Here is a 25,831-nt window from a genome sequence, read left to right on the forward strand (position 1 = left end):
GTTATACCGGCACGATGCCCAGCAGCATCGCCGCCAGCAGCGCGCTAACGCTCAGGATCCAGACCTTGATCATGGAGTGACGAATATGCTCGTCCACGCGTAGATTGAGCAGACTCAGGCCGAGATGGGTTGCCGGAATAACCGGGCTCAGCAGCAAACCAATCTGTTCGGTGATCAACATAGCGATGGTGACGTGCAGCGGCGAGACGTTAAAACTCTGTCCCAGACCAACCGCCAGCGGCAGCAGGGCGAAATAGAAGGCGTCCGAGCCGATTAAAATCACCACTGGCACGCTAAAGGCCGCCAGAATAAGATAGAGATACGGGCCGAGGCTGTCAGGAAATATCGCTGCCAGTTCACTGACCAGCACTTTGATAATGCCAGTATTCTGCAGTATGCCGACAAAGACGCCGATTGTAAGAAAAATCACGATAACCGGGAAAATGGTAATCGCATACTCTTTGATTTTCTGCTGCGCTTTTTTGGCGTCGGGATAATTAATCATCACCGCCAGCGCAAAGGCGATCATAAACAGGAAATTGCCCGCCACCCAGCCCGCCACCAGCGTTACAATGGTCGCGATAACCAACGCAAAGTTGAGTTTCAGCAGCCAGGGACGCGGATTGGCCGGCGGGTTCAGCATCGCCTGGCGCATCTCATAAAAAGCTTCGGGCGAAATGCCCGATCCTCTGCGGTTCTCGACGCGCGCCATCCAGGCGCAAAGCAGGACGCCCAGCACAAAAAGCACGCCCTGCAGCGGCAGTAGCTGGTAGTAAACGGCGAGAATATCGAGATGGGTGACCGCGACGGCGCGGTTCAGGGATCCGCCCCAGGGCGTAATGCCGGTGACGCCGACGCCGACCGTCACCAGCAGCAGCAGCGTTTTTCGGCTGATGTTCATCTTCTCATAGATGGGCAGCAGCGCGGGCACGGTGACCAACAGGGTGGCGTAAGCGTTGCCGTCGAGGCTACAGACTGAGGCGATGACCAGCGTCGCTAGCAAGATGGAAAAGGTTGACGGGGTGACAAAGCGCAGAATAAAACGGACGATGACGTCAAACACGCCCGCTTCTTTCATCAGCGTAAAGAACATGGCGCTAAAAGCCACCAGCGTGGCGGTGCCCACCACCGACTTCAGCCCCTGCGCAACATAATCGCCCAGCTCTCTAAAACCAAATCCGCATATCAGCGCGGCAATCGTCGGCAGGATAATAAACAGAATGCCCGGCGGAAAACTATTTTTCAGTAAACACCAGGTCAGCACGATAAACATGACGATCCCGGTAATCAGCATCAATGACATGGTCTTATTAACTCTGTTTTTATTTTCAGGGCACAGAAAGCCCGGGCGAAGGTCACCCGGGCGCGAAGACAGTGGCTATTTCATATTAAAAAGGTGATTTAATTCGGCGACATTTTCCGGCGTCAGCGAATTCATGCCAAACGGCTTCAGCATAAAATAGAGTCTGGCGGTTTCTTCAAGCTCTTCGGCGTTGAATACCGCTTCACGGATGTCTTTGCCGGAAATAATGGGGCCGTGATTAGCCAGCAGCATCGAATTATGTTCAGCGGCGAGTTTTTCCACCTCTTCGGCTATTACCGGCGAACCGGGACGAATGTAGCGAATTACCGGCAGTTTGCCGACGCGCATTACATAGTAAGGCGTGATTGGCGGCAGCGCGTTGTCATAATCCAGCCCGGGCAGGCAGGAGAGCGCGGTCAGCCACGGAGAATGAAGATGCACGATGCCGCCGCACTGCGGGCGCTGGCGGTAGATCGCCAGATGCATCAGTATCTCCTTTGACGCTTTCTCTCCCGCCAGCAGCTCGCCAGTCATGGTCACTTTGCTCAGCGTGTCAGGGTCAAGATCGCCGAAGCTGGAGTTAGTCGGCGTTGCCAGCACGTTGCCGTCTGGCAGCTTCAGGCTAATATTACCCGCGCCGCCGCTGCTGTAGCCGCGTTGATACATTGAGCGGGCGTAGCGCACCAGATCCTGGCGCAGTTGATATTCACTCATGGAAAGGCTCCTGTGCTTTCAGGAAGAAATCGCTGTTGCCAAAGTTGCCGGATTTGAGGATCACCCATTTTCGTTCATCAAGAACCTGCGTCCAGGGCACGCCAGGGGCGACGGCGTCGCCGATCACCATGCCGCGAATATGCAGTCCCTGCGTGACGGCGCCGGAGGTTTCGCCGCCCGCCACAATGAATTTGTTAAAACCCTGCTGGCTCAGCGTCTGCGCCAGCGCGGCGAAAAACCCTTCAATCTTTTCGCTCACCCGCGCCGCACCGTACTTCTGCTGGATCTGCGCGATGACCTGCGGCGGCTGCGTGGCGTAGACCAGCGGGGCGAGGGCGTCCTCAGCGTGCTGGCGTACCCACTCCGCCACGACAGGCAAATAGGCCGCATCGTGAAGGATTTTTTCGACGTCCAGCGCCAGCGAGGCGGCACGCTGCTGGTAGAAATCGACCTGCTGGCGGGTCATCGACGAACAGCTTCCCGACAGCACCACGCTATAGCCCTCGGCATCGATGGTCATGGCGCTGCCAGCACCTTGCTGCTGCTGCCTGTCAACCGCCGCGATGGCGTAGCCCAGTCCGGCAGCACCCGTTACCAGCGGAAACGCGGCGGTGGCGCGCGCCACGGTCAGCAGATCGGCGTTATCGAGCACGTCGAAAATCACATAGCGAGCCTGACTCTGCTGTAGCGCTGTCAGCTGATCCTGAATCTGATCCGGATGATTTTTTACCGTATCGAGGGTGATATTGCCGCACAGGCCGGTTGACTGCGCCTCCATCAGCTTTTTCAGCGATGACGCTTTCATTGGCGTTACCGGATGGTGTTGCATGCCGCTTTCGTTAAGCAGCTCGCCTTTAACGAACAAATGGCCGTGCACGATGGTGCGGCCGTTATCCGGTACCGCCGGGCACACCAGCGTCATGTCAGCGTGGAGGTTTTTCATTAGCGCATCGGTGACTGGTCCAATATTGCCCTGCGCAGTGGAGTCAAACGTCGAACAGTATTTAAACAGCTGACGCTGACAGCTCTGCGCCTTGAGCCAGTTGGATGCGGCCAGCGACTGGCTCACCGCGTCCTCTACCGCAATCGAGCGGCTCTTGAGCGCGATAACGATCGCGTCCACGCCTTCAGAGGCGAACGCCTCTTCGGGCACGCCGTTAAACATCACCACTTTCCAGCCGGCGTTCACCATAAAGCTGGCGATATCCGTTGCGCCGGTAAAGTCATCGGCGATAACGCCTAACCTGATCATACTTTTTCCTTCGTGCTCAATGAATGGGCACATACTGCTTTTATATATTTATAAATGCAAAGTGTGTGAATGTTAATTTGTGGTTAAGATCACAAAATTAATCCAGCACTTGGTTGATTACTGATTGCGGTAAGTAGGGTAATGAATAGAGATATAGAGGGATATGTCGGCTGGCGATTCTCTTGCCGCTAACTGACTGAAATCAAACAGCCTTGAACAAATGTGATTTTTTTGTGTGATAAATGTGATCTGCATCACCGTGCTATCAGTGCATTTATTGATATAAAAATGCAATCAAAACTGACCTACTATTGGAGTGTATATGCGTATTCTGGTTCTGCCTTGTGACGGCATCGGCCCCGAAATCACCTCAGCTGCGGTAACCGTGCTGAATTCACTGGACAAAGCCTATGGCCTGGGTTTCGAGTTTGACTATGAGGATGTCGGCTTCAAAAGCCTGGAGCTGCACGGTACTACCCTGCGTCAGTCATCGCTGGAAAAAGCCAAAACCTATGACGGTATTATCCTCGGCACCCAGTCCCACGCTGACTATCCGGCGCCGGAGAAGGGTGGACGCAACGTCTCTGCCGGCTTCCGCATCGGTCTGGATCTTTACGCCAACGTGCGTCCTGCGCGTACCCGCCCGTTCCTGACCTCGAATATGAAAGAGGGCAAGACCATGGATCTGGTAATCATGCGTGAGGCGACCGAAGGCTTCTATCCCGATCGCAATATGTCGCGCGGCTGGGGCGAAGTGATGCCGAGCCCGGATATGGCGCTTTCTACCCGTAAAATTACCCGCCACTGCTCTGAGCGCATCGCGCGCAAGGCGTTTGAGCTGGCGATGCAGCGTCGTAAAAAAGTCACGGCGATCCACAAGGCCAACAGCTTCCATATGACTGACGGTCTTTTCCTCGAAGCCGTGCGCGACGTTGCTAAAGAGTTCCCGGAAGTGGAGCTGGACGACCTGCTGGTTGATGCTTCGACCGCGCACCTGGTGCGTAACCCGGAGCGTTTTGACGTGCTGGTTGCCACTAACTTCTACGGCGACATCATCAGCGACCTGGCGAGCGAGCTGTCAGGCAGCCTGGGTCTGGCAGGCTCTATCATGGCCAGCGATACCCACTGCTGCGCGCAGGCTCAGCACGGCTCTGCGCCGGATATCCAGAATCAGGATAAGGCCAACCCGGTGTCGATGATCCTGTCGGCGGCGATGATGCTGGCATGGTATGCGGAAAAGCATAACCAGCCGACCTTCCTCAAGGCCGCGCAGGAAATTAACCGCGCCATTGACGAAGTGCTGGAAAACCCGGAATCGCGCACGCCGGACCTGGGCGGCAGCTGCGGCACCAAAGCCTTTGCGGAGCGCGTGGCTGCGGCCATTCGCGCGTAACGGCTGACGTCAGGCTGCTGCACGGGCGGCAGCCTGTTTTCATGGAGAACATCATGAGCCAACGCATTGTGTTGATCCACGCCACGCCGCTGGCGGTGGCGCCGGTCAACGACACCTTCGAGCGGCAGTGGCCGGAAGCGGAGATCGCCAACCTACTGGATGACGCGCTGAGCGGCGATCGCGGCAAGGTTGGGGCGCTGACGCCGGAATTTTATCAGCGTATCGACGCGCTGGTGGATTATGCATTGTCGATGCACGCCGCTGCGATCTTGTTTACCTGCTCGGCGCTGGGAGAGGCGATCGATGCCAGCGCGCAGCGCCATGCCCTACCGGTGCTGAAGCCCAACGAAGCGATGTTTGAAGCGGCGCTGGCGCAGGGCAACGACATTCTGATGCTGGCAACTTTCGCGCCCGCCGTGCCGAGCATGGAGGCGGAATTTTACCAGCTCGCCGCCGCGCAGGGCTCGAAGGCCACGCTGAGAACGCAGGTGGTGGCTGGCGCGCGCGACGCGTTGAGCGCAGGCGACGTTGAGCTTCATAACCGGCTGGTGGTCGAAGCTGCGCGCCAGAACCCGCACGTTGACGCCATCGTTTTGGCCCATTTTTCGATGGAAGTCGCCTTCGAGGAAATAAAAGCGGCCGCCGCCTGTCCGGTATTAAGCAGCGCGCAAGCCGCCGTCGCGAAATTAAAACGCCTGATGGCGTAATCTCTTTTCTAACCGTCAATAATAAAGGCCAGCCGTGAATAGCCACTCTATTAAGGAGGAGGTGAAATATAGCGATATTTCATCTTCGCCGGACAGCCTGTTGCCGGAAAACAGCTGCGACTGTCATCACCATATTTATGACCATCGGTTTCCCTATGCGCCGGACGATACGCGTAATTTACCGGACGCGACGCTTGACGACTATTCGCGTTTGAAAAAACGGCTGGGTTTTCAGCGGCATGTTCTGGTGCAGCCCTCATCCTACGGCACCGATAACCGCTGTCTGCTGGCGGCCCTGGCGCAGGCGGGCAACTGCGCGCGCGGCGAAGCGGTGGTGACGGATCGGATCAGCAAGGCTGAACTGGACGCGTTGGAGCAGGCGGGCGTGACCGGCGTGCGCTTTAACTTCGGCGCCGGCAGCGCCACCACGCCGGAGATGATGCTGCCGCTGGCGCATCGGCTGGCGGCGCGCGGCTGGCATTTGCAGATCCACGCCTGCGCCGATCGGCTCTGGTCGCTGCGCAAACTTCTGCTGCAGCTGCCGGGTAATGTGGTGATCGACCATGTTTTTCGTCTGCCGCAGCCTGAACCGATGGCGCATCCGGCCTGGCGGCTAGCGTGGGAGCTCATCAATCAGGGACGCTGCTGGGTCAAGCTCTCCGGGCTGTATCACCAGTCGCGGCGCGATGACGTCTCGGATATGTCCGCCGTTATAAAAAGTTTTTTAAGTGAAGCGACAGAACGCGTGTTGTGGGGCAGCGACTGGCCGCACCCCAGCCTGATTAGCGCAAATAAAAAGATGCCAGACGACGCATTAATTCTTTCGAAAATTTTCCACTGGGCAAGTAACGAACAGGTTCGGCACAAGTTATTTGTGGCAAACCCGGCTGAACTTTACCGATTTAACTAATCGAATGCCAGAAAAGGCCGAAATAATGGATACCTTAAACTCTGCACCACGAAAAAATAAACCAACGCACTATCGCTATATGATATTGCTGATGGTGTTCCTCAGTATTGCGCTTAATCACGGCGATCGCGCTACTTTTTCTATCGCCGGAACGGATATGGTGAAAGCCGCCGGACTCGATATTGTCGCGCTGGGCTATTTGATCTCTACCTTCACCTGGGCTTACGTGCTGGGACAATATCCCGGGGGCTGGCTGCTGGACCGCTTTGGCTCGAAAAAGGTGCTGGTGACCGGCGTCTTCGCCTGGTCGTTTTTTGTTTTCCTGGTGGGATTTAGCACCGCGTTCGACAGCGTCTGGGTGACGCGCGTCATGATGTTTGGCTTTATCTTTATGATGGGGCTGATCGAGGCGCCGACGCTGCCGGCTAACTCGCGCTTTCTCGCCGCCTGGTTTCCGGCGCGCGAACGTGGTAAAGCCTCGGGCTTTACCACCGCCGCACAATACTTCGCGCTGGTGGTGTTCCTGCCATTGATGGGCTGGTTCTCCTATACCTTCGGCTGGGAGTCGGTATTCTGGTTCATGGGCGGCATCGGCATCCTGATATCGCTGCTGATGAGCCGTGTGCTGGCGGACACGCCGAAAGTCCATCCGCTGGTGAACAACGCTGAGCTGGAATATATCCAGTCCGGCGGCGGCCTGACCAACCTTAAAACCGCGAAAAAAGGAGACGTCAGCGGCAGAGGCTACACCAAAAAATTGCTGACCAGCCGTCTGGCGCTGGGCGTCTATATGGGGCAGTTCTTTTTCACCGTGCTCTCCTACTTTTTCCTCACCTGGTTCCCGGTCTACCTGGTGCATGACCGCGGTATGACTATTCTAAAAGCGGGCTTTGTCGCCTCGCTGCCCGCGCTGTGCGGCTGCGCAGGTGCGCTGCTGGGCGGCGTGCTTTCTGACTATATGCTGCAGCGCGGATATAGCCTGTCGGCGGCACGCAAAACGCCAATCGTGATCGGCATGCTGCTGGCCGTCAGCATGGTGGTCTGTAACTACGTCGACTCTGCGTGGATTGTCGTGGCGATCATGTCGCTGGCCTTTTTCGGCAAGGGATTCGGCGCGATGGGCTGGTGCGTGGTCTCCGACTTCTCACCGAAAGAAGCGGTAGGGCTGAGCGGCGGCCTGTTTAATATGATTGGCAATATTTCCGGGATCTTCACGCCGATTATCATCGCCTACATTATTAAGGACACCGGCTCCTTTAACGGCGCATTGATTTTCGTCGGCGTCTGCGCCTTCCTGAACCTCTGCTGCTATCTCTTCGTCGCCGGTAAAATCCAGCGGTTGAACTTCGAGACCAGCCAGCAGGATCCAAACGACCGCTTCCCGGAGGAACCGCATGTCAGTCACCGCTGATTCAGAAATCCGTTTCGCCATTAATCTCGGCAACGCCGTTCTGGCCAACACCCTGCCAGACGGCGCACCCGGCGGCATTACCGTCGAGATCGCCCGTAAAATAGCGACCGCGCTAGGCACTCAGCCGCGGTTCGTCACTTACCCCACCGCAGGAAAAGTGGTGGACGATGCGAAAAATAGCCGCTGGGATATCGCGTTTCTTGCCGTCGATCCCAAACGTGAAGAGGTGCTGCGCTTTACGCAGCCCTATATCCAAATTCAAGGGACGGTGCTGGTGAAAGCAGAGAGCAGCTGGAGGAGCGTTGACCAGATGGATCGGCCGGGCGTGGTCATCAACGTCGGTAAAGGTGCCGCCTACGATCTGCATCTGACGCGCCAACTGCAGCACGCGACGCTGAACCGACTCGACTCTTCCCAAGCTGCAATCGATGCGTTTCTGAGAGGAGAAGGGGATATGGCGGCCGGCATTCGCCAGCCGCTGACCCGCGTCGCCCGCGAACAGGCGGGCTATCGCGTTTTGCCGGACAACTTCGGCGCCATCAATCAGGCGATTTGTGTGCCGCGCCAGCAGCCGGCGCGCTATGAAAAGATCGTGGAACTGCTGACGCAGTGGCAGCAGGACGACAGCCTGCAGTCCATCATTGACCGCTATCTGGCTGACGCCTGAGCCGCTCGCAGAGCGTTCTCGTTATGAGAACGCTCTCTTATTCAAGGTTCAATTTTCAACTTCCTTCTGGCGTGGCACGTTATCCATCTGAGAACATAACAATGCTGTGATAGCGGAAGGTTTGTATGACATCGCCCTTATCTCTGAAACGATCAACGCTGGTCATTGATGGCCGCCCCTTTCAGTTTCTCGATCTGACCCGGCTGCTGCCGCTCGATCGGCTACAGCGCCTGCCGTTCAGCCTGCGCATTCTGCTGGAGAACGTCGCGCTGCGCTCGCCGCAGGCGCTGCCCCATTTTCTGCGCATGCTTCAGGGCGAAGAGGCGGCTGGAGAGGTCGCCTTTTATCCCGACCGCCTGATGTTTCACGACACCACCTGCCTGCCAGCGCTGGCGGACTTTGCCGCGATGCGCGATCTCACCGCCGAACTCGGCGGCGATCCGCAGCGCATCAATCCGCATATTCCGGCAGTGCTGACCATCGATCACTCGGTGATCGTCGAAAGCTACGCCTCCGCCGACGCGCTGGAGCAGAACCTGCAGTTCGACTTTCGTCGCAACGCCGAGCGCTACCGCTTTATTCGTTGGGCCGAGCAGAGCCTTGATAACTTCCGCGTGATCCCGCCAGGCACCGGCATTATTCACCTGATGAACCTGGAAGCGATCGCAGAGATTGTCACGGTGGATGCGCAGGAAGAGGTGCCGCTGCTGCACGCCGACTGCATGGTGGCGACGGATAGCCATACGCCGATGATCAACGCGCTGGGCATTCTGGGCTGGGGCGTCGGCGGACTGGAAGGGCAGGCGACGCTGGTCGGCGAACCGGTCACGCTGCGCTTTCCGGAGGTCATCGGCATTTCGCTGTCAGGCGAGCTGGCGTCGGACGTCAGCGACAGCGATCTGGCGCTGCATATCACCAGGCTGCTGCGCGACAAGGGCGTGGTCGGCAAGTTCGTCGAGTTTACCGGCCCGTCGCTGCATCTGCTGCCGCTGGAGTCGCGCGCCACCATCGCTAATATGGCGCCGGAATATGGCGCCACGGTGGTATTTTTCCCGTGGGACGATCGCAGCGCCGATTACGTGCAGATGACCGGACGCAGCGAAGAGAAGCAGGCGATCATTCACGCCTATATGCAGCAGCAGCATCTCTGGCGCACGCCGCAGACGCCGACGCCCGACTTCACCCAGTTAATCGAGCTCGATTTGGGCAGCATCGAGCCCTGTATGGCGGGGCCGGTGAATCCGCATCAGCAGGTCCCGCTGAGCCGCGCCGGTGACAGCTTTCGCGAGAGCCTGACGGCGGAGGCGCGCGGGCGGCAATGGCAGCATCAGGCCTATCCGCAGACGATTGAGCAGGGCGCTATCGCCATTGCCGCCATTACCAGCTGCACCACCACCGCCAATCCCTGGCTGGTGATCCAGGCGGCGCTGTTTGCGCGCAACGCCGCGCGTCACGGCCTGAAGCCCAAACCCTGGGTGAAGACTTCGTTCTCGCCGGGATCGCGCGCCGTCACCGACTATCTCAGCGCCTGCGGTCTGCTGAGCGAGCTGGAGAAGATCGGCTTTGACGTGACCGGCTACGGCTGCATGACCTGCATCGGCAGCTCCGGCGCGCTGCAGCCTGCTATGGAGTCGCTGGTGAACGAAGGTTTACAGGCGGTCTGCGTGCTGTCGGGCAACCGTAACTTCCCGCGTCGCGTCAATCCCAGCCTGGGTCACGGTTACCTGTGCTCCCCGGCGCTGGTGATCGCCTGGGCGCTGGCGGGCCATATCTCGCACGATATGCTGAACGATGCGCTGGGCTACGATGCGCAGCAGCGGCCGCTCCGCATGCGCGATCTGATGCCGACGCGGGAAGAGGTGGAAGAGTGGGTCGAGCGCGCCATCAAGCGGGAGTTTTACGTCAAGCGCCGCGAGATTATCTGGCAGGGCACACCGCACTGGCAGCAGATCGCTGCGCCGGGCAGCATGCACTATCCGTGGGAAGCGAGCTCGACCTATCTGCGTCGTCCCGGTTATCTGCAGCGTCTGCCGCGCGATCCCGCCGCGCCGCTGACGCTACGCGGGGCGCGGCCTTTTCTGTGGTTCGGCGACGACGTCACCACCGACCATATCTCGCCGGCCGGCGCTATTCCGCCTACTAGCCTGGCGGGAAAATGGCTGCTGGAACACCATGAGGATCCGCAGGATCTCAATCTCTACTCGACGCGCCGCAGTAATCATGAGGTGATGGTGCGCGGCGCTTTCACCAACAAGGCGCTGGCGAACCGGCTGCTGCCGCCGGAAAAACGCGGCGGTGGCGGGTTCGCCTGGGATGCCGATCGTCAGCAGATCCTGCCCGCTTATGAAGCGGCGCAGAGCTGGCTGGCGCGCGGCGTGCCGCTGGTGGTGTTCGCCGGCGAACGTTACGGTGCCGGCTCCAGCCGCGACTGGGCGGCGAAAGCGCAGGCGCTGATGGGCGTTAAGGCGGTCGTGGCGGAGAGCTTTGAGCGCATCCATCGCACTAATCTGATTGGCATGGGGATCCTGCCGCTGCACTTCTGCGCGGGCGAGGCGGCGCGTCTGCCGGAAATGGACGGCAGCGAAACGCTGGACTTTATCGGGCTGGACCATTTACAGCCCGGCAGCACGCCGCTGCAACTGCGCGTCAGTCGAGATAGCAGGCTGCTCGGCGAGTTTGCGCTGACGGCGGTGATTGACTCACAGCAGGAGCTTGCTTATCTGCTGCACGGCGGTATTTTGCCCTTTGTTATCCAGCAAACCCTGAAAGGCTGACCATGCGTTACGATCTGGTTTCGTTATCTCTTTTTGTCGCCGTGGCGGAAACGCAAAACCTGACCCACGCCGCACGGCGCAAGCATACGGCGGTATCGGCGGTGAGCAAACGCATCGCCGAACTGGAGCAGCAGGTGGGTACCCAGCTGATGCTGCGCCTGCCGCGCGGCATCGAGCTGACGCCAGCGGGCCATTCGCTGCTCTATCACGCGCGCCAGATTTTTCGCAATCTGGAACAGATGGAAGAGGAGCTGAGCGATTACGCCGCCGGCATCCGCGGGCATATTCGCATCTTCACCATTTCAGCGGCGCTGATGCACTGCCTGCCGCGCGCCATCAGCCAGTTTCTGACGCACTATCCGCAAACCGATATCGATATTGAAGAGCAGACCGGCGTCGGCGTGGTGCAGGGGCTGCTGGAAGGCAACGCCGATCTGGGCATTTTCTCCAGCTGGACCACCGCCTCCGGCATCGACGTCTGGCCGTGGCAGCAGGATCAGCTCTCCGTGCTGGTGTGGCACGATCATCCGCTCGCGTCGCGTAAGTCACTGCAGCTGGCCGATCTGCTGGATGAGAAAATAGTGGGGCCGCACCGCGACAGTGCCGTGAGCCATATTCTGGCACGCGAGGCGCGCAGGCTGGGACGAACGCTCAGCATCGGGCTGCGCGTCAGCAGCTTTATTTCGATGGCAGAGCTGGTCAGCCAGCAGCTCGGCATCGCTATCCTGCCAGTCAACGAGATCGCGCCTGCGTCGCTGCACAGCGGCGTGCGCGCCATTCCGCTGGCTGAACCCTGGGCGAGGCGGGAGTTGCTGGTAGGCGTCAAGGCGCACGCGCTGGCGTCGCCGTCGGTAAAAACCCTGATTGAAAGCCTGACCGCCGCCAACAGGCGGGGCGGTCAGGAAGAGGAGTCGTCAGACAGCGTGGTTAATCTGCGCTAGCGAAGCAGATGCAGGTGGGGCTGGGCGTGACAATCGTCTGCTGACGCTTGTGCAGCCGCCCGGTTTGCAGATCGACGTCGAACGCCTGAATGGTATCGGACTCCTCGTTGGCGCTGAAGAAACTGCGTCCGTCGGGCGAGAGCGTGGTGAAGCGGGGCGTTTTGCCGCCGCATTCCACCCAGTCTATGACGCTGAGTGTGCCGTCGCGTGAATCGACCGCAAACACGCCGATGCTGTCATGGCCGCGATTTGCTGCATAAACAAAGCGGCCGCTGGGATGCACCTCTATTTCGCTGGCGTCGCTGCGTGTCAGATAGCCCTCCGGCAGCGCGCTCAGCGTCTGTTTTAGCCTTAGCGCGCCGCGCTGGGCATCCACCTCCAGTACCGTCAGCGTGCTGCTCAGCTCGCTCAGGCAGTAAAGCCATTTTCCGCTGGGATGAAAGTCGACGTGTCGCGGCCAGCTGCCAGGCGCGAGCCTGATTTCATCCAGCAGCCACGCTTCACCCTTATGCCAGCGATAAAGCCGGATCATATCAATGCCGTTGCCCGCCGCACGTCCCTGTATCGGCACGGCGAACAGATCGCTGTTGGGCGCAAAGACGATTTCATGCGGTCGAGAGAGGCTTTCCGGCGTGGCAGGGTGGCCGGGAATGCGCGCCAGCGAGTGAGGCGGCTGTAGGCCCTGTTCGTCAATGGCGAGCGCTGCGATATTGCCCCCTTCGTGGTTGGCGATCAGCAGATGTTGGCCATCAGGCGTCAACGCCGCGCCAACCGGGTTGTTGCGCCGCTGCGGATCGAGATCGGGATGTGCATGACGCGGACCCGTGGTCTGTTGCGTTAGCAGGCTCAGCAGGCCGCTCTCCTGATTGCGCTTCCAGACCGCAACCACATCCCCGTCGCCGTGCAGCGCGTAAAGTCGATCGCGAAGTGGATCCAGCGTCAGCCATGACGGGTTCTCCTGCACCGATTCGACGCGCTGAATCAGCCGCCATTCACCGGATGGCAGCACCTGATAAACCTCTATCCCTTTTCCGCGCGCGCCGCGCCAGGCGGATGTGCGGCAACCTACATAGGCATACATCATGCTAACCCCCTAAATTTATGCATTTATATTAATATAAGTGCAAAATCCTTGTCGTGATGGATATCACGATAGTTGCCTGTCAGCGCGTTAAACCCTTCTCTGTCGCCATTAATACGCTTTTCATAGTGCTGATACGGAGCAGGGAGTGGTGCTGCAAAAACTGCATTATTGCATTTAAATATCTTTAAAAGCATAAATTAGCCGATCCTGTTCACATTTTCGACGCGGGCAGATTGCAGAAAAAGCGGGCACGCCGCTTACTGTTAACGCGAAGTGAACGAATGTTAAAAAAATGCATCTGGGAGTAAGGGTATGACCCAACGTATCGCGTATGTCACCTCTGGAATGGGCAGTCTCGGCACGGCGATTTGTCGTCGGCTGGCAAAAGACGGCTTTAAAGTTATTGCCGGTTGCGGTCCTGATTCAAAAAGAAAACAGGCCTGGCTGGATGATAATAAAAAACTGGGCTTCGACTTTATCGCCTCGGAAGGCAATGTCGCCGACTGGGACTCCACCGTTAAAACCTTTGAAAAGATCCGGCGTGAGATCGGCGAAGTAGACGTGCTAATTAATAATGCCGGCACTGCGCGTAATGCGTTATTCCGTGATATGCAGCCACAGGAGTGGCAAGCGGTTATCGATACCAATATGAATTCGCTGTTTAACGTCACGCGTCAGGTAATCGACGGCATGATGTCGCGCGGCTGGGGACGCATTATCAATATCTCTTCGCTTAACGCGCAAATCGGTACCGTCGGTCAGGTGAATTACTCCACGGCAAAATATGCGGTGCGCGGTTTCACCCGCGCGCTGGCGCGCGAGGTCTCTGCGCGCGGCGTCACCGTGAATACCGTGTCGCCGGGTTATCTCGCCACCAGCAAGCTGAAAACCGTCACGCCGGTGCAGGTGATCGACAAGATCGTGCAGGAGATTCCGGTGCGGCGACTGGGATCGCCGTCGGAAATCGCCTCAATCTGCGCCTGGCTCGCCTCTGATGAATCGGGCTACGCCACTGGCGCGAACTTCTCCGTCAATGGCGGTATGCACATGAGTTAACTTTCCCGCGCTGTAAAAAAATATAACGACGACAACTTTACTCGCGCCTTTATTTATAAGGGCGCCGGAGGCTCTTATGCTCTCTTTGCTGGGTTACGGCATGATCGTGGTCTTTATGATCCTGATTATGACTAAAAAGCTTTCTGCTCTGGTCGCACTGACGATTATTCCTATTATCTTCGCGTTAATTGCCGGTTTCGGCGGCGAGATGGGCGAGATGATGATAGAGGGATTAAAGAAAGTGGCGCCGACCGCCATTATGGTGATCTTCGCCATTCTTTATTTCAGCACCATGTTCGATACCGGCTTATTCGATCCCATTATTCGCTTCTTCCTGCGGATTATTAATGGCGATCCGGTGAAAGCGGTTATGTGCAGCGCGGTGCTGGCGGCGATGGTTTCTCTGGATGGCGACGGCTCCACCACCTATATGATTTGCGTCACCGCGATGCTGCCGCTGTTTAAACGCATCCGCCTCGATCCACTTTCTTTAACCTGCGTGGTGTTCCTGGCCGGCAGCATCACCAATCTGCTGCCGTGGGGCGGGCCGCTGGCGCGCGTAGCGGCTTCGCTGAAAGTGGAGTCGAGCGATCTCTTTATTCCGTTGATCCCGTCGATGGTGTGCGGCTTTGTCGGCGTGCTGGTGCTGGCGTGGTATATCGGCATTCGCGAGCGTCGTCGCCTGGGCAAACTGAGCATTCAGACTCGCACCGACGGCTCGGTGGTGGAAGAGGACGCAGAGAGCTATCTGCCCGCGATTAATGAGGTTAACGAAGAGCTGCGTCGGCCGAAACTGTTCTGGCTGAACGCCGGCCTGACGCTAATACTTATGGCGTCGCTGGTGATGGAACTACTGCCGCTGTCGGTGCTGTTTATGGTCGCCTTCGCACTGGCGCTGCTGATCAACTATCCCCATCTGGATGCGCAGCGTCAGCGTATCGCCGCCCATGCGCCGGCGGCGCTTAACCAGACCTCGATCTTTCTCGCCGCGGGCATTTTCGCCGGAATTTTATCCGGCACCGGCATGGTGACGGCGATGTCCGGTTCGCTACTGGCTATTTTGCCGCAGTCGTGGGGACCCTATCTGGCGCCGATCACTGCGCTCATCAGCCTGCCGGGCACTTTCTTCATGTCGAACGACGCCTTTTACTACGGTGTGCTGCCTGTGCTGGCGGAAGCGGCGAAAGCCTATGGCATTGAACCGATCGAAATTGGTCGCGCCTCGCTGGTCGGCCAGCCGGTGCATCTTCTCAGTCCACTGGTGGCGTCAACCTATCTGCTGGTGGGGCTGGCGGGCGTCGAATTTAGCGATCATCAGAAATATACCTTCAAATGGGCGTTTCTGCTCTGCATGATCTTCCTGGGGACAGGCTTGCTGTTAGGGCTTTATCCTGTCTACTCAACGGCGGCATAAGCAAAAACGGCTCAGAAAATGAGCCGTTTTTTATTCAGATTTCTGCGCTGATACGGCGCATTTTTTTATTTTCCAGCGCCACCGCCAGATGCTGCTTCATCATATATGAGGCTTCGATACGCTGCCCCGACTCAATCAGCCCCAGCAGGCGCAGGTGGTCTTTGACCTCGGCGTAATAGCGGCTGCGGTCGTCCATAATGCGGTAGTCCATAAGCATGCGCATGCGGTTGACGTTGCGCAGCGAGATTTCGAAGAAGGGGTTATTAGAGAAGGCGATTACCGTCTCGTGAAAGCGGTAGCCAGCAAGCTGCAGCTGTTTTGGCGAGAGTCGCTCAATGCCGTTGTCGAGCAGCATCTCCAGCTCGCGGCGTATTTCGTCGATCTTCTCCTGCGGCGCGTTAAAGGTCGGCTCCAGAATCGCCATCGGCTCAATCACCATGCGAAAGCTAAAAATATGCTCCAGCGCCGCTTTGGTTTTCGCCACCGGCAAAAAACGCCAGCCGTAACCCTGTTTTCGTTCAACCCAGCCCTCGCTGATGCCGCGCGCCAGCAGCGTCGAGAGCTGGCTTTTGGTCAGGTTGTAGCGCTTCATCAGATAGAGTTCGGTGACTTCCGCGTCGATATTGTCCTGCAGCCAGTCTTCCGCCAGCTGATAATATTCCGGCAGGTCGCTGCCGTCGGCAGGCGCCGCTTCGTCATGCTGCTGTGGCGCATAATCCTCTTTAACAAAAAAGCCGCGATTAAGCTTTTGCTGCAGAACGCCTTTTTGTTCGAGATAGACCAGCGCCTCGCGTACCGGCGAGCGCGAGACGTCAAAGGTTTCGGCCAGCTTCGGCACGCTCAGGTGCGCGCCCGGTGCAATGTTGCCGGTATCGATCAGGCTAACGATTTTCTGCGAGAGTCGCTCAGTCAGGGCGCTTATTTTCATTTATGCTTAGCGTTAAGTAATGAATAGAAGAATATTGCATTTAAATAAAATCAAATGCAATGCAGCTGGGCATGTTACAGGAAGCGGGTTTAACCCGTTAATATCAGGGGCGAAAAGCTGGTTGAAATCTGTTCCAGCAAAACAAAACCGACACAACGTCGGATGCTCTCCTGATATAATAAAGTGCGCATAATCATGATTATGTTAAATGCGATATCACTGATGGTCAGGATGCTGTGCTTATACGGTTGCTCTCCCTCCCTTTTCAACAGGAAGGCCGTCTGGAAGGTTTACGCGAAGACGAGCAGAAAGCGAGCATAAGGATCGCCCGCAACCTGCTGGAAAATGGCATGGATATTTAGTGGGTAATGAAAGTAACCGGCCTGGCTGACAACAACGGCAGCAGGCCCGTTATTAAAAACGCTATCCGCTAAATCTGGGCAACATATTCAACCAGCTCAGCGTCCAGGCCAGAATATTCAACACGCCAAAAGCTATTACTATCGCCGGCGCAAAGGTGCTTAGCGCCCCTGCTTTTTCCTCACTGGCAAAGCGCCTGCGCGCTTTGATATAGAGTAACGCCGGCACAATCACCGCCCAGAGCGTAGCGAACAGCCCGGCGAAGCCGATAGCGGCGAGAAAGCCGTCTGGAAACCATAATGAAGCGCTCAGCGCGGGCACAAAGGTCAGCAGAGCCACCTTAAAGCGCGCCAGCGGCGTATCGCCGAGCTTCAGGCGATCGGCGATAAAGTCAAAAAGGCCAGCCGTTACGCCCAAAAACGAAGCAATCACCGCAAAATGGGAAAACAGCGTCATCATAAAGCTCAGCGCGCCGACATGCAGGCGATCGCGTAAAGCGGCGAGCAGCGCGGCGATATCTCCACCAGCCGCCACCACGGCGGGAAACGCGGCGCGCGGCAGATTGCCCATCGTACCGGTAATCCAGAACAGATAGATAATCAGCGACATCAGGGTGCCGTAAACCAGCGCGCGCCTGACCTGCTTCTGCTCGCCGCCATAGTAGCTTATCAGGCCCGTGATATTGCCATGATAGCCAAACGAGGCGAGACAAAACGGCAGGACGCCGAACGCATAGGGCCAGTAGCCGCCCTCGCCGTTGCCGGCGTCGGCAAGCGTAAGCAGATCGACCTGCGTGAGCAGCCCGCCGAAGACCGTTACCAGCAGCAGAAGTTTGGCCAGCACGCAAAAGGTCATGATCCTGCTGACCCCTTTTGTGCCCAGCCAGACGACGATGGCGACGCACAGCGTCAGGATCGCTTTCGCGCCCGCGGTGGAGACAGGCAGACCGGCGCTGTTAAGCGAATGCTGATAGACCGGCCCGCTGGCCGAAATATAGGCATAGGTCAGGATGCCGAGTACAAACAGGATACTCAGGCCATTTAGCGCGGCCCACCGGCGTCCTAACAGCGATCGGGTTAACGTGTCGTAGCCAGACCCGAGCGGAAAATAGCGGCTCGCATGCTGAAACAGCAGTCCCGACAGCAGCATACATCCCCAACTTACTAGCAGTATCAGCAGCGACCAGCCGAACCAGGCGCCGGCCATGACCACTGGCAGCGTAAACATACCGGCGCCAACTACCGTCCCGCAGATAATCATCGCGCCCCACCATACTGAAGGCTGACGCTGGGTTAATGCTATTTCTGTCATTACGTATTCCGATAAAAAATATTAAGCCTGCACCAGGCGAGCGACGGCCAGAGCATAACTCATTAGCTGGCGATCCTCTCCTGGCAGACCATCTACAGAAAGGCCGACGGAGAGTTCGCCTGCTCTTCCAACCGGCAAAGTCAGACTGGGCGCGCCTGCACTGCTTGCGATATCCGTATTGCGAACCAGTTTTTCAAAAACAGCAGGATCGTGCGCATCTGTCAGGCGCGGCACTGCGCAGCTCACGGTTGGGTAAAGTAAAACATCAAGCTGATGTTCAGAAAACATCTCTTGCCAGGCAGTGCGAACATCGCCTGTCGTACACAGGCCAGCCAGATAGTCATCCCAGGAAACGCTGCACTGCTGCAGCTGCCGTTGAAGAAGATTACGTACCTGGTCATCGCTCAGCTGTTCCAGAATGGAGTGAAATCGCCATTCGAGCCCTTCAGCCAGCAGAAACCGAGGGAAATCGATAAAAAACTCATAAAACGGAACGGCGAACTGAACTGACGCATTGAGTTCACCAAGATGGCTGTCATCAAGTCTGATAACCTCCACGCCCTGAGCCTCAAGCCTGGCGACAGCCTCCCGGCATCGCTTCTCTACCGATATATCCAGTTCCTGCCACAGAAAGCGCTCAGGAATCCCCACGCGGCGCGGCATAACTGGCTCAACCGGCTTTTCACCCATGAGGGCGGCGTCGAGCAGCACGATATCGGAAACGCCGGGCGCAATAAAGCCTGGCGTATCCCGAGTGTGGGAAACCGGCACGATGCCGACAGACGAGTAGCGTCCGGTGGTCGGACGGAACCCTGACAGACCGCATAGCGAGGCCGGAATACGCACCGATCCCCCGGTATCGGTCCCGACGGCGAAAGCGCTGGCGCCGGCAGCAACGGCAGCCGCGCACCCCCCGCTGCTTCCGCCAGCAAGATGTCCGGGATGAACGGGATTGCCTACCGTGCCCCAGGTGCCGTTACATGAGGTCACGCCAAACGATAATTCATGCATATTATTTTTGCCGCACAGCACTGCACCCTGCTCGATTAGGCGTGCAACAACGGGGGCGTCTTTTTCAGGCAGGAAATCGGCCAGTCCCGGCGTACCTGCTGTCGTCGCGAATCCGCGAGCGTTGATGTTGTCTTTACAGGAAAAAGGCAGTCCAAAAAGCGGCGCGTGGATGCTCTCTGCAGGTGCCGCTTCACCGTTCAAACGCTGCGGGTCATAAGCAATAAATGCATTAAGCGACAGCGTTTCACGGTAGCGTTCCAGTCGGTACAGATGATTCTCTTTTAATCCGGTCGGGTGGCGATTCGAGGCCACCTCAGCGGCCAAAGAGCCAGGTTGTTTAGTCAGCATGAACGTGTCGCTCTCAGTAGTGAAAATGGCGCGCCATGGCGTGCAGCGGATTATAAGGTATCAACGAACCACCCAGACTAGAGATAGCGGCGCACGCGGCATTGATCCCGGTCTGTACGGCCCCTTCCGCCCACCCTCCGGTAAAGGAGCAGCTGCATCCTGCGAGGTATATTCCTCTGTCGGTCTCAGGTTTGACGGCACTCTGGAACTGGAAAAAGAGCGCTTCTGAGTAACGGTCGTCGCCCGGATAGTTCAGTTTGAACGCCCCCATCGAGAGAGGATTGGTCAGCCAGTCATACTCCAGAATAAATTTTGCATCGTTATTCATTGGAACAAGGTGGCGGGCGAAATCTGGCGCGGTCTGGCTGAGCTCCTCGACAAGCCTTGCCAGACGAGTCTCTTTATCCTTCAGCGTGACCAGCTTGTGCGAATCATCTTCCCACGTATAGCTGATGAGCACGACGCCGTGTCCGTCGGGATCGCCTGGCTGATAGTCAAGGCAGTAGACCCCTTTCGCGAGCGTATCTGTCAGGATGGTGTGCGGCAGTTTCTCTTTTAGCCAAAACTTGTCCCGGGTAAGCAAGAAAAGCTTCGACGAACCGATAAGATGCGTCTCATTTATCGCTCGCGAGACCTCTGGCGAGAGCCATTGCGGGCGCTGAGAGAGCTTTAAAGCGATCTGCATCGCGCGCGTCGATACCGTAACAATGACGCGGTCAAACAGCGTAGCTCCGCCCTCGGCGGTCACAACGTCGAACAGCTTATCGTCACGTTCTACGATAGCCGTGACTTTTTGATAGCGGATGCGGCTCGACAGGGGCTGCCCGTCAATATGCTCTTCGCCCATGCGATGAGTGAGCGTAGCAATCCCTGCCGGCACCAGCCGCTGATCCTCTTCCAGGCCATTGACAACCAGCCGCATGATCTCAATAAAAGAAGCGCGGAAAACGGGCTGAAAACCACCGGAGCCGATGCCAAGCGAGCCAAACAGGGCAAAATCGGTGGGTTTAAGCCAGGGCTCCCCGCCGGGCGGATTTTTGCCGGTGAAAATGCGAACCAGAGCCGAGTAAAAACAGCTGTCGCCAAACAGATCCAGATAACATTGCCACGCCTCTTTTGCGTCTGCGAGCCTTCCCTCTTTCAGCGCCTGCGTGATGGCGGCGGGCGCAACCAGCACCTTGCCGTTATCCAGGGTCAGCCCCTCTTTTATAAACGACCGCCATCCTTTATCGACTTTCTGAAACAGCGCGGGCGGCGGCGCGCCAGCGCGCCAGGCAAATGCCTGTCCCTGATAGTGGATTTCGGTATCGACAATGCCCGGGTCTGGAAAAGCGGATGCGGTACTAATATCGAAATGGTTTAAATAGTGAAACAGCCCGACTTCCGTGGGAGGAAAGCGCATAGCCCCCATTTCGGCAATATAGTGCGGCATGGAAGGATCAAAGCGCTGGCTGAGCAGTCGACCGCCATAGCCGCCCTGCTCAGCTTCAAACAGCGTCACGTGGCGTATTCCCGCCCGAAGCAATTCACGCGCGGCGATCAACCCGCTTAAGCCGGCGCCAATAATAGCGACGCGAGGCGCGCTTTCGCTCTCTGGACACTGGCCGATGCCTCCCTGCGACTGCGCTCGCGCAAGAAAATCACCGTAATCATATAGCGTATCAATATAGGGGAAAGCATGCGCCGCCCCGTTTTCATGTGATGGAGATGTCATAGGTGTTCTCAGATGATCAACTGGAGGCTGTCGAGAGGACGTTCAAGATTAAGCAAAATCGTTTTGCGCGCAGCGATTAGCCATTGCCCTTCCACCAGACGAAACGCATGCTCAATGCGGGCAGCGTAATGCCACTCTTGCTCGCCGCGGCTTTCGCTGTAGATGACCTGAGTAGCAGCCGCAGCCTTTAGCTCGCCTTCGCGCCAGGCAATCACCGGCCGCTGCAAAAGGTGCTGACTGCGGCTCTTTGGCTGTTGAGAAAAATTACGCGCGCTGCGCAGGCGATTAACGCGTAGTTGCGTGACAAAACGATCCTCATAAAGCAGCGAAGACTCGGTTAAAGGATCAGGCTGACCATGACGCAGGGGCATCCACCAGGTGTAATCCTCAGAGAGGAGCGCCATCCAGGCATCGTAATTTTGCTCGTCCAGCAGTTCGGCTTCGTTATAGATTAGGTCGGTCAGCAGCTTATAAACATGTTCAGGAGACATGATGTTCCTCCAGCATATGCTGCCACATGGCATAGAAGTTTCTCATTGCAATCTCACTGGTTCCTGAGGTGACGGCCGTGCGGTTCCATTGCTCATCCGCCTGATAAAGACGTGCGATATTGACCCACTCACTTGCCTGGCTTTGCAGCCCCTCCGTCGCGCGTTCATACATCTCTACATCGTCATGCGCCACCATGGAACAGGGGGAATTGATCAGGTTGTTGTACTGAACGGTTCGTTCCAGCATCTGCTGCGGTGCGCCAACCAGTTCCAGTATCCAGGATTCGACCAGGGTCTCGGTGGCCGAGACGGGACGAATGATGCGAAGGGTTTGTATTGGGCCTTTTACCATCAGGTTGGGGAAGTAGACGGTATTGTGCCGCGTATCATCGAGAATTTGCCGGGCCCGGGTTTCGCCATAGCTTTCAACCATACTTTCCCAGTAACCGGGGATGGCTGAATAATCTTTGTGGATTGAATTACGGGTTCCCGTATGGCCGTGTCCGTTTGGCCAGATGCGAATCCCCATTTCAGCAAAGAAAGCGTGCGAGGACATAAACGGAGAAAAGAGTTCCACCGCCATCGGCTGCTCAGCCTGCCGCGCTGACTGCGCCCAGAGATTGACGGCTTCTCCTGCTGAAGATTCATGCGCCACCATGGGATGGCAAGTGTCAGTCTGATTATCCATGACCATTTTCCAGTTGCATCGATGGCGATGGCGCAGCGGCGCGCCGACGACACGAAGTTGGCCAGCTGGAGAGCGATCGATCATATTGTCCAGGGTAGAAAGCGCATCGCCGTAAAACGCTTCAAAAGAGAGGCCGTGCTGACTCAGACGCACAAAAATGAAATCGCGATAATTGACGACATTTTCGACGCGCGCCATGCCCTGGCCTGCTTCACACGCGGACATCACACAGGGATCGTATTCATTTTTCACAGGAATGCTCAGCAGTTCACCTGTCGGCTTAAACGTCCATGCATGGTAAGGACAGCGTAGAAAGCGACCGCAGTTGCCTGAGGATTCGGCTAAAACCTTGACGCCTTTATGCGGGCACCGGTTAAACAAGACGGTGATGTCACCTGCTTTTTGACGAATAGCGACCAGGGGCTGAGCAGCAAGCTCAACGGTAACATAATCCCCCGCTGCGGGGAGTTGACTGGCGTGGCACAGGTAAAGCCAGCTGTGCGCAAAGAGAGTTTTTTGCTCCGTGAGAAAAAGCGTCTGATCAAGGTAGGCGGATTTATGGATTTCGCTGCCGCGAAAAAGGTTGTTGAGGTTCATGGCTTAACTCATAAAGCTAATTTGAGAACGCTTCCTTTAGCTCTGGAAACGCAGGGATAAATTGTCCGGCTGGTTGCCGCTTCCTGCGGCGTCATAATAAAGTCGCGGTGCTCGACTTCTCCCTCAACGACCTCAAGCGCACAGAGTCCGCATTCCCCTCGTCGGCAATCGTAAAGGGGCTCCAGACCGGCCTCTTCCAGCGCGTCCAGCAGAGACTGACCGCGAGTGACCTGAAACCTTACCCCCGTCTCTGTCGCCTCGACCTCATAACCGCCCGTTTCAGCCTCAGTGGGAAGAGCGTTAAAGATTTCAAATGCAAGATGGCTGCGGGGAAAATCATGGGCATCGCAGTAGTCCAGCACCGCACTCAACAAACGCGCCGGTCCGCAAACGTGAATGCGATCGTTGCGCTGCAGCTTACCCAGCAACGCCTCAATAGTGATGCGTGGGCCTTCTGAGGTGTGCAAACGAAACCTCTCTTGCGTCAGACTTTCCAGGCGATCCGAGTAAGCCGCATGGGATCGAGAAGAGGCAAAGTAATGGCATTCAGGCTGGCGCCCGGCGTCGACCAGACGCGTGACGATCCCCGTCAGGGGCGTTATTCCAATCCCGCCGGCGATAACGATATCTCTTCCATCCAACGGCGCGGATAGCTGTGGGAAATGATTGAACGGCCCCTCCAGAGTGACGATGTCCCCCTCCGCCAGACCTGACAGATAGCCGCTGCTTAACGAGTCCGGCGAGAGTCGCACAGCAAACGTCAGCGCGGTCGCGGGCAGTTCGAGCATGACGCAGGAATAACACCGCGCGCCGATCCCGTCAGGCATTTGCCAGCGGTAGTGCGCTCCCGGCGTGAGCAAAGCCAGCTCATTGTTATCCGCGTCGAGAGTGAACTCGCGAACGGCTTCGCCCAGAGAACGAATAGTCGTGATGACAAAACGCTTCATAATGATTCCGCTACCGCCGTTTCTTGCAGGTAGCGCCAGCGAGGCTGGCCTGACACAAACTCAATAATGGCGATTGACCAGCGGACATGCGTGGCGCCATTTTCATGATGCGTTTCGCGATAGCGACAGGTTACCGACGTTTCCGACTGGTCGAGCGTTTCACAGGCGTCCGTCTCAATACGCAGGTCTGGCCGTATTCCTGTGTTGTTACGGAACAGGCTTTCCACTTCAGATAAGCCGACAGGCTGTCCCTTCATGGTAACCATGCTGAAACAGTCGCTGAAGCTGGCGAGCAGCCGATCAAGGGCTGAGGGATACCCAGCGCGCCCGGTAAATACCTCTTCAATCCACTGATGCAGTTCAGTCACGCTGTAATGGGCGATTAACTCTCTTTCCGATCGCATAAGACCTCCGATTTTTGGGTAAGATTGATGAGCCCGAGCAGAGGAAGTAACCCTAGCCCGGCGGCAATAAGAAACGCGGAATGGTAAGCTGACGTCATCGTTGTGGACTTCTGCAGCAGGTTGAATAACAGGGTAAAAACCGCTGCGCCTGTGCTGAAAGAAATTTGACGGTTCAGATTCCAGATAGTGCTGGCGCGTGCAAGGCGATCCCCTTCAAAATCCATCATCGCGGTGGTCTGGGCGGTATTGGCCGCTATACCGCCCCCGGTTCCCATGAGCAGATAAGCGCAAACAAGAAACAGAAGATCGTGTGACGCCTCGGTGACCGACAGCATCGCAATACCAGCGGCGTGAAGCAGTAGACCAGCAAGAAAAAGGGGTGCGGCGCCGGTGCGGTTATATAAACGGCCGCAAAGCGTCATCGCGCAGAACGATCCGCCGGCGTAGAGCACCATCAGCAGACCCGTTTCGCTCGCTGCCCAGCCCAGCACCTCCTGCACGAAAAAAATATTAAGCAGATTGACCCCGGTAAAGATGCCCGGCACCGCGTAATAAACGATGACCGAAAAACGCATATGCGCGTTTCCAAGCACGCTTAAATCCAGCACAGGGTTAGCCTGGCGGCGATAGTGCAGCACATAAGCAAAAGCCAGCGTTATGCCTGCCAGAACCAGCCCCAAAGGTAAGCTCTGGTGAGCAGAATCAGCATATAAGGACATGCCTGACAGCAGAGCCGTCAGCGCCAGGCTGATAATGATCAGGCCAACGATATCGGGCCGTGGCGCTACGCTTTTTTCAGGTTTGATCCACAGCAGCGCCAGCGCAGCGGTCACGAGGCTGAAAGGAATATTGCAGAGAAAGACCCAGCGCCAGGAGAAATGGTCGACAATTGCCCCGCCAGCAGCCGGTGAAATGGCTGGGGCGATAAGGGCGACAGCCATCACCAGCGTAGAAATTTTGGCTCTTTCATCCTTTTTAAACAGGTCAAAGGTTAACGCCTGCCCTACGGGAATCAGCAAGCCTCCACCCACACCCTGGATAAAGCGGAATAACACCAGGCTGCCAAAATGGTCGGCAAGCCCAGAGAGCAGTGCGCCAGCAGAGAATATCAGCATTGAAGCTGTCATCGTCAGACGCGCGCCAAAGCGGCTGGCGAGCCAGTGGCTAAGCGGAATAATAAGCGTTAAACCAAGAATATAGCTATTAGCTACCCAGGCAACGCTGGAAGCTGAGACCTGTAACTCGCGCGATATGTCAGGCAAGGCGATAGCCGACATAAATATATTGATACAGTCGATAAAAAAACCAGCAAGAAAAACACAAGCAATGCGATAGCGATACGTCATTGTGACCTCCGACGCGGAGTCTAAGGCGGCTTGACGTTGAGAGTCGATTAAATTAAATTA

The 25,831-nt window shown here is 57.0% G+C and carries 22 protein-coding genes; 9 read left to right on the forward strand and 13 right to left on the reverse strand.

Annotated elements, in window-relative coordinates:
• Position 1 precedes the first annotated feature (1 nt).
• From PVE98_RS21440 to otnK, 3 genes are all read right to left on the reverse strand, one after another.
• On the reverse strand, positions 2-1,303 hold the full coding sequence (locus PVE98_RS21440; RefSeq protein ID WP_033748809.1) for an SLC13 family permease: 1,302 nt from the start codon (positions 1,301-1,303) through the stop codon (positions 2-4).
• Between the two features lie 75 nt (positions 1,304-1,378).
• A complete protein-coding gene (locus PVE98_RS21445; protein WP_033748810.1) occupies positions 1,379-2,017 on the reverse strand; it encodes an aldolase in 639 nt (212 codons plus the stop codon).
• The gene (gene otnK / locus PVE98_RS21450; RefSeq protein WP_033748811.1) at positions 2,010-3,269 is read right to left on the reverse strand and encodes a 3-oxo-tetronate kinase; all 1,260 of its coding nucleotides are present in this window, start codon (positions 3,267-3,269) and stop codon (positions 2,010-2,012) included. The genes PVE98_RS21445 and otnK overlap by 8 nt, the downstream gene beginning before the upstream one ends.
• Before the next feature lie 322 nt (positions 3,270-3,591).
• Between otnK and PVE98_RS21455 the strand changes: the two genes are divergently transcribed.
• The 7 genes from PVE98_RS21455 to PVE98_RS21485 all read left to right on the forward strand — a co-directional run bounded on the left by PVE98_RS21455 (position 3,592) and on the right by PVE98_RS21485 (position 12,072).
• Positions 3,592-4,662, forward strand: a complete 1,071-nt coding sequence (locus PVE98_RS21455) for an isocitrate/isopropylmalate dehydrogenase family protein (RefSeq protein ID WP_096074289.1) — start codon at positions 3,592-3,594, stop codon at positions 4,660-4,662.
• A gap of 53 nt (positions 4,663-4,715) precedes the next feature.
• On the forward strand, positions 4,716-5,369 hold the full coding sequence (locus PVE98_RS21460; RefSeq protein ID WP_096074288.1) for an arylsulfatase: 654 nt from the start codon (positions 4,716-4,718) through the stop codon (positions 5,367-5,369).
• Positions 5,370-5,430: 61 nt separating this feature from the next.
• Positions 5,431-6,279 (forward strand): amidohydrolase family protein, encoded by an 849-nt coding sequence (locus PVE98_RS21465; RefSeq protein ID WP_227741448.1) that lies wholly within the window; start codon positions 5,431-5,433, stop codon positions 6,277-6,279.
• A gap of 4 nt (positions 6,280-6,283) precedes the next feature.
• On the forward strand, positions 6,284-7,690 hold the full coding sequence (locus tag PVE98_RS21470; protein ID WP_127908356.1) for an MFS transporter: 1,407 nt from the start codon (positions 6,284-6,286) through the stop codon (positions 7,688-7,690).
• Entirely contained in the window at positions 7,674-8,357 is a 684-nt protein-coding gene (locus PVE98_RS21475) for a transporter substrate-binding domain-containing protein (protein WP_096074285.1), read from the forward strand. The genes PVE98_RS21470 and PVE98_RS21475 overlap by 17 nt, the downstream gene beginning before the upstream one ends.
• A gap of 125 nt (positions 8,358-8,482) precedes the next feature.
• Positions 8,483-11,131, forward strand: coding sequence for an aconitate hydratase (locus PVE98_RS21480; RefSeq protein ID WP_096074284.1), 2,649 nt, complete (start codon positions 8,483-8,485; stop codon positions 11,129-11,131).
• Positions 11,132-11,133: 2 nt separating this feature from the next.
• Positions 11,134-12,072, forward strand: a complete 939-nt coding sequence (locus PVE98_RS21485; RefSeq protein ID WP_096074283.1) for a LysR substrate-binding domain-containing protein — start codon at positions 11,134-11,136, stop codon at positions 12,070-12,072.
• Here PVE98_RS21485 and PVE98_RS21490 read toward each other — a convergent pair.
• Positions 12,059-13,156, reverse strand: coding sequence for a lactonase family protein (locus PVE98_RS21490; protein ID WP_333620430.1), 1,098 nt, complete (start codon positions 13,154-13,156; stop codon positions 12,059-12,061). The two genes, PVE98_RS21485 and PVE98_RS21490, sit on opposite strands and share 14 nt — an antisense overlap.
• 312 nt (positions 13,157-13,468) lie before the next feature.
• Here PVE98_RS21490 and phbB point away from each other — a divergent pair, with 312 nt between their 5' ends.
• Both phbB and PVE98_RS21500 read left to right on the forward strand, forming a co-directional pair.
• On the forward strand, positions 13,469-14,212 hold the full coding sequence (gene phbB, locus PVE98_RS21495; RefSeq protein WP_033748825.1) for an acetoacetyl-CoA reductase: 744 nt from the start codon (positions 13,469-13,471) through the stop codon (positions 14,210-14,212).
• Between the two features lie 76 nt (positions 14,213-14,288).
• Positions 14,289-15,626, forward strand: coding sequence for a CitMHS family transporter (locus tag PVE98_RS21500; protein WP_096074281.1), 1,338 nt, complete (start codon positions 14,289-14,291; stop codon positions 15,624-15,626).
• A 34-nt stretch (positions 15,627-15,660) separates the two neighbouring features.
• Here the strand turns inward: PVE98_RS21500 and PVE98_RS21505 are convergent, their stop codons facing one another.
• From PVE98_RS21505 to PVE98_RS21545, 9 genes are all read right to left on the reverse strand, one after another.
• A complete protein-coding gene (locus PVE98_RS21505) occupies positions 15,661-16,554 on the reverse strand; it encodes a GntR family transcriptional regulator (RefSeq protein WP_096074280.1) in 894 nt (297 codons plus the stop codon).
• Positions 16,555-16,977: 423 nt separating this feature from the next.
• Positions 16,978-18,225 carry an aromatic amino acid transporter gene (locus PVE98_RS21510; RefSeq protein WP_096074279.1) on the reverse strand — a complete coding sequence of 416 codons (1,248 nt, stop codon included), beginning with the start codon at positions 18,223-18,225 and terminating at the stop codon, positions 16,978-16,980.
• Positions 18,226-18,246: 21 nt separating this feature from the next.
• Positions 18,247-19,584, reverse strand: a complete 1,338-nt coding sequence (locus tag PVE98_RS21515; protein WP_096074278.1) for an amidase family protein — start codon at positions 19,582-19,584, stop codon at positions 18,247-18,249.
• Between the two features lie 13 nt (positions 19,585-19,597).
• Complete coding sequence (locus PVE98_RS21520) at positions 19,598-21,298, reverse strand: NAD(P)/FAD-dependent oxidoreductase (protein WP_096074277.1); 1,701 nt, start codon at positions 21,296-21,298, stop codon at positions 19,598-19,600.
• Between the two features lie 8 nt (positions 21,299-21,306).
• A complete protein-coding gene (locus PVE98_RS21525; RefSeq protein WP_096074276.1) occupies positions 21,307-21,789 on the reverse strand; it encodes an aromatic-ring-hydroxylating dioxygenase subunit beta in 483 nt (160 codons plus the stop codon).
• A complete protein-coding gene (locus tag PVE98_RS21530) occupies positions 21,779-23,074 on the reverse strand; it encodes an aromatic ring-hydroxylating dioxygenase subunit alpha (protein ID WP_096074275.1) in 1,296 nt (431 codons plus the stop codon). Before PVE98_RS21530 ends, PVE98_RS21525 begins: the two co-directional genes overlap by 11 nt.
• An 8-nt stretch (positions 23,075-23,082) precedes the next feature.
• Entirely contained in the window at positions 23,083-24,021 is a 939-nt protein-coding gene (locus tag PVE98_RS21535) for a flavin reductase family protein (RefSeq protein WP_096074274.1), read from the reverse strand.
• On the reverse strand, positions 24,018-24,425 hold the full coding sequence (locus PVE98_RS21540; RefSeq protein WP_127908355.1) for a hypothetical protein: 408 nt from the start codon (positions 24,423-24,425) through the stop codon (positions 24,018-24,020). Before PVE98_RS21540 ends, PVE98_RS21535 begins: the two co-directional genes overlap by 4 nt.
• Positions 24,404-25,771, reverse strand: coding sequence for an MFS transporter (locus PVE98_RS21545; RefSeq protein WP_096074272.1), 1,368 nt, complete (start codon positions 25,769-25,771; stop codon positions 24,404-24,406). Before PVE98_RS21545 ends, PVE98_RS21540 begins: the two co-directional genes overlap by 22 nt.
• Positions 25,772-25,831: the final 60 nt, after the last annotated feature.

It is taken from the genome of Pantoea sp. GABEPS69 (genome assembly GCF_045780835.1).
Classification (GTDB): domain Bacteria; phylum Pseudomonadota; class Gammaproteobacteria; order Enterobacterales; family Enterobacteriaceae; genus Pantoea; species Pantoea septica.

Bases quoted from the DNA above. Each gene is read 5' to 3' on its own strand.
- PVE98_RS21440 (WP_033748809.1), bottom strand. From the start codon at position 1,303: ATGTCATTGATGCTGATTACCGGGATCGTCATGTTTATCGTGCTGACC.
- PVE98_RS21445 (WP_033748810.1), bottom strand. From the start codon at position 2,017: ATGAGTGAATATCAACTGCGCCAGGATCTGGTGCGCTACGCCCGCTCA.
- otnK (WP_033748811.1), bottom strand. From the start codon at position 3,269: ATGATCAGGTTAGGCGTTATCGCCGATGACTTTACCGGCGCAACGGAT.
- PVE98_RS21455 (WP_096074289.1), top strand. From the start codon at position 3,592: ATGCGTATTCTGGTTCTGCCTTGTGACGGCATCGGCCCCGAAATCACC.
- PVE98_RS21460 (WP_096074288.1), top strand. From the start codon at position 4,716: ATGAGCCAACGCATTGTGTTGATCCACGCCACGCCGCTGGCGGTGGCG.
- PVE98_RS21470 (WP_127908356.1), top strand. From the start codon at position 6,284: ATGCCAGAAAAGGCCGAAATAATGGATACCTTAAACTCTGCACCACGA.
- PVE98_RS21475 (WP_096074285.1), top strand. From the start codon at position 7,674: ATGTCAGTCACCGCTGATTCAGAAATCCGTTTCGCCATTAATCTCGGC.
- PVE98_RS21480 (WP_096074284.1), top strand. From the start codon at position 8,483: ATGACATCGCCCTTATCTCTGAAACGATCAACGCTGGTCATTGATGGC.
- PVE98_RS21485 (WP_096074283.1), top strand. From the start codon at position 11,134: ATGCGTTACGATCTGGTTTCGTTATCTCTTTTTGTCGCCGTGGCGGAA.
- PVE98_RS21490 (WP_333620430.1), bottom strand. From the start codon at position 13,156: ATGATGTATGCCTATGTAGGTTGCCGCACATCCGCCTGGCGCGGCGCG.
- phbB (WP_033748825.1), top strand. From the start codon at position 13,469: ATGACCCAACGTATCGCGTATGTCACCTCTGGAATGGGCAGTCTCGGC.
- PVE98_RS21500 (WP_096074281.1), top strand. From the start codon at position 14,289: ATGCTCTCTTTGCTGGGTTACGGCATGATCGTGGTCTTTATGATCCTG.
- PVE98_RS21505 (WP_096074280.1), bottom strand. From the start codon at position 16,554: ATGAAAATAAGCGCCCTGACTGAGCGACTCTCGCAGAAAATCGTTAGC.
- PVE98_RS21510 (WP_096074279.1), bottom strand. From the start codon at position 18,225: ATGACAGAAATAGCATTAACCCAGCGTCAGCCTTCAGTATGGTGGGGC.
- PVE98_RS21515 (WP_096074278.1), bottom strand. From the start codon at position 19,584: ATGCTGACTAAACAACCTGGCTCTTTGGCCGCTGAGGTGGCCTCGAAT.
- PVE98_RS21520 (WP_096074277.1), bottom strand. From the start codon at position 21,298: ATGACATCTCCATCACATGAAAACGGGGCGGCGCATGCTTTCCCCTAT.
- PVE98_RS21525 (WP_096074276.1), bottom strand. From the start codon at position 21,789: ATGTCTCCTGAACATGTTTATAAGCTGCTGACCGACCTAATCTATAAC.
- PVE98_RS21530 (WP_096074275.1), bottom strand. From the start codon at position 23,074: ATGAACCTCAACAACCTTTTTCGCGGCAGCGAAATCCATAAATCCGCC.
- PVE98_RS21535 (WP_096074274.1), bottom strand. From the start codon at position 24,021: ATGAAGCGTTTTGTCATCACGACTATTCGTTCTCTGGGCGAAGCCGTT.
- PVE98_RS21540 (WP_127908355.1), bottom strand. From the start codon at position 24,425: ATGCGATCGGAAAGAGAGTTAATCGCCCATTACAGCGTGACTGAACTG.
- PVE98_RS21545 (WP_096074272.1), bottom strand. From the start codon at position 25,771: ATGACGTATCGCTATCGCATTGCTTGTGTTTTTCTTGCTGGTTTTTTT.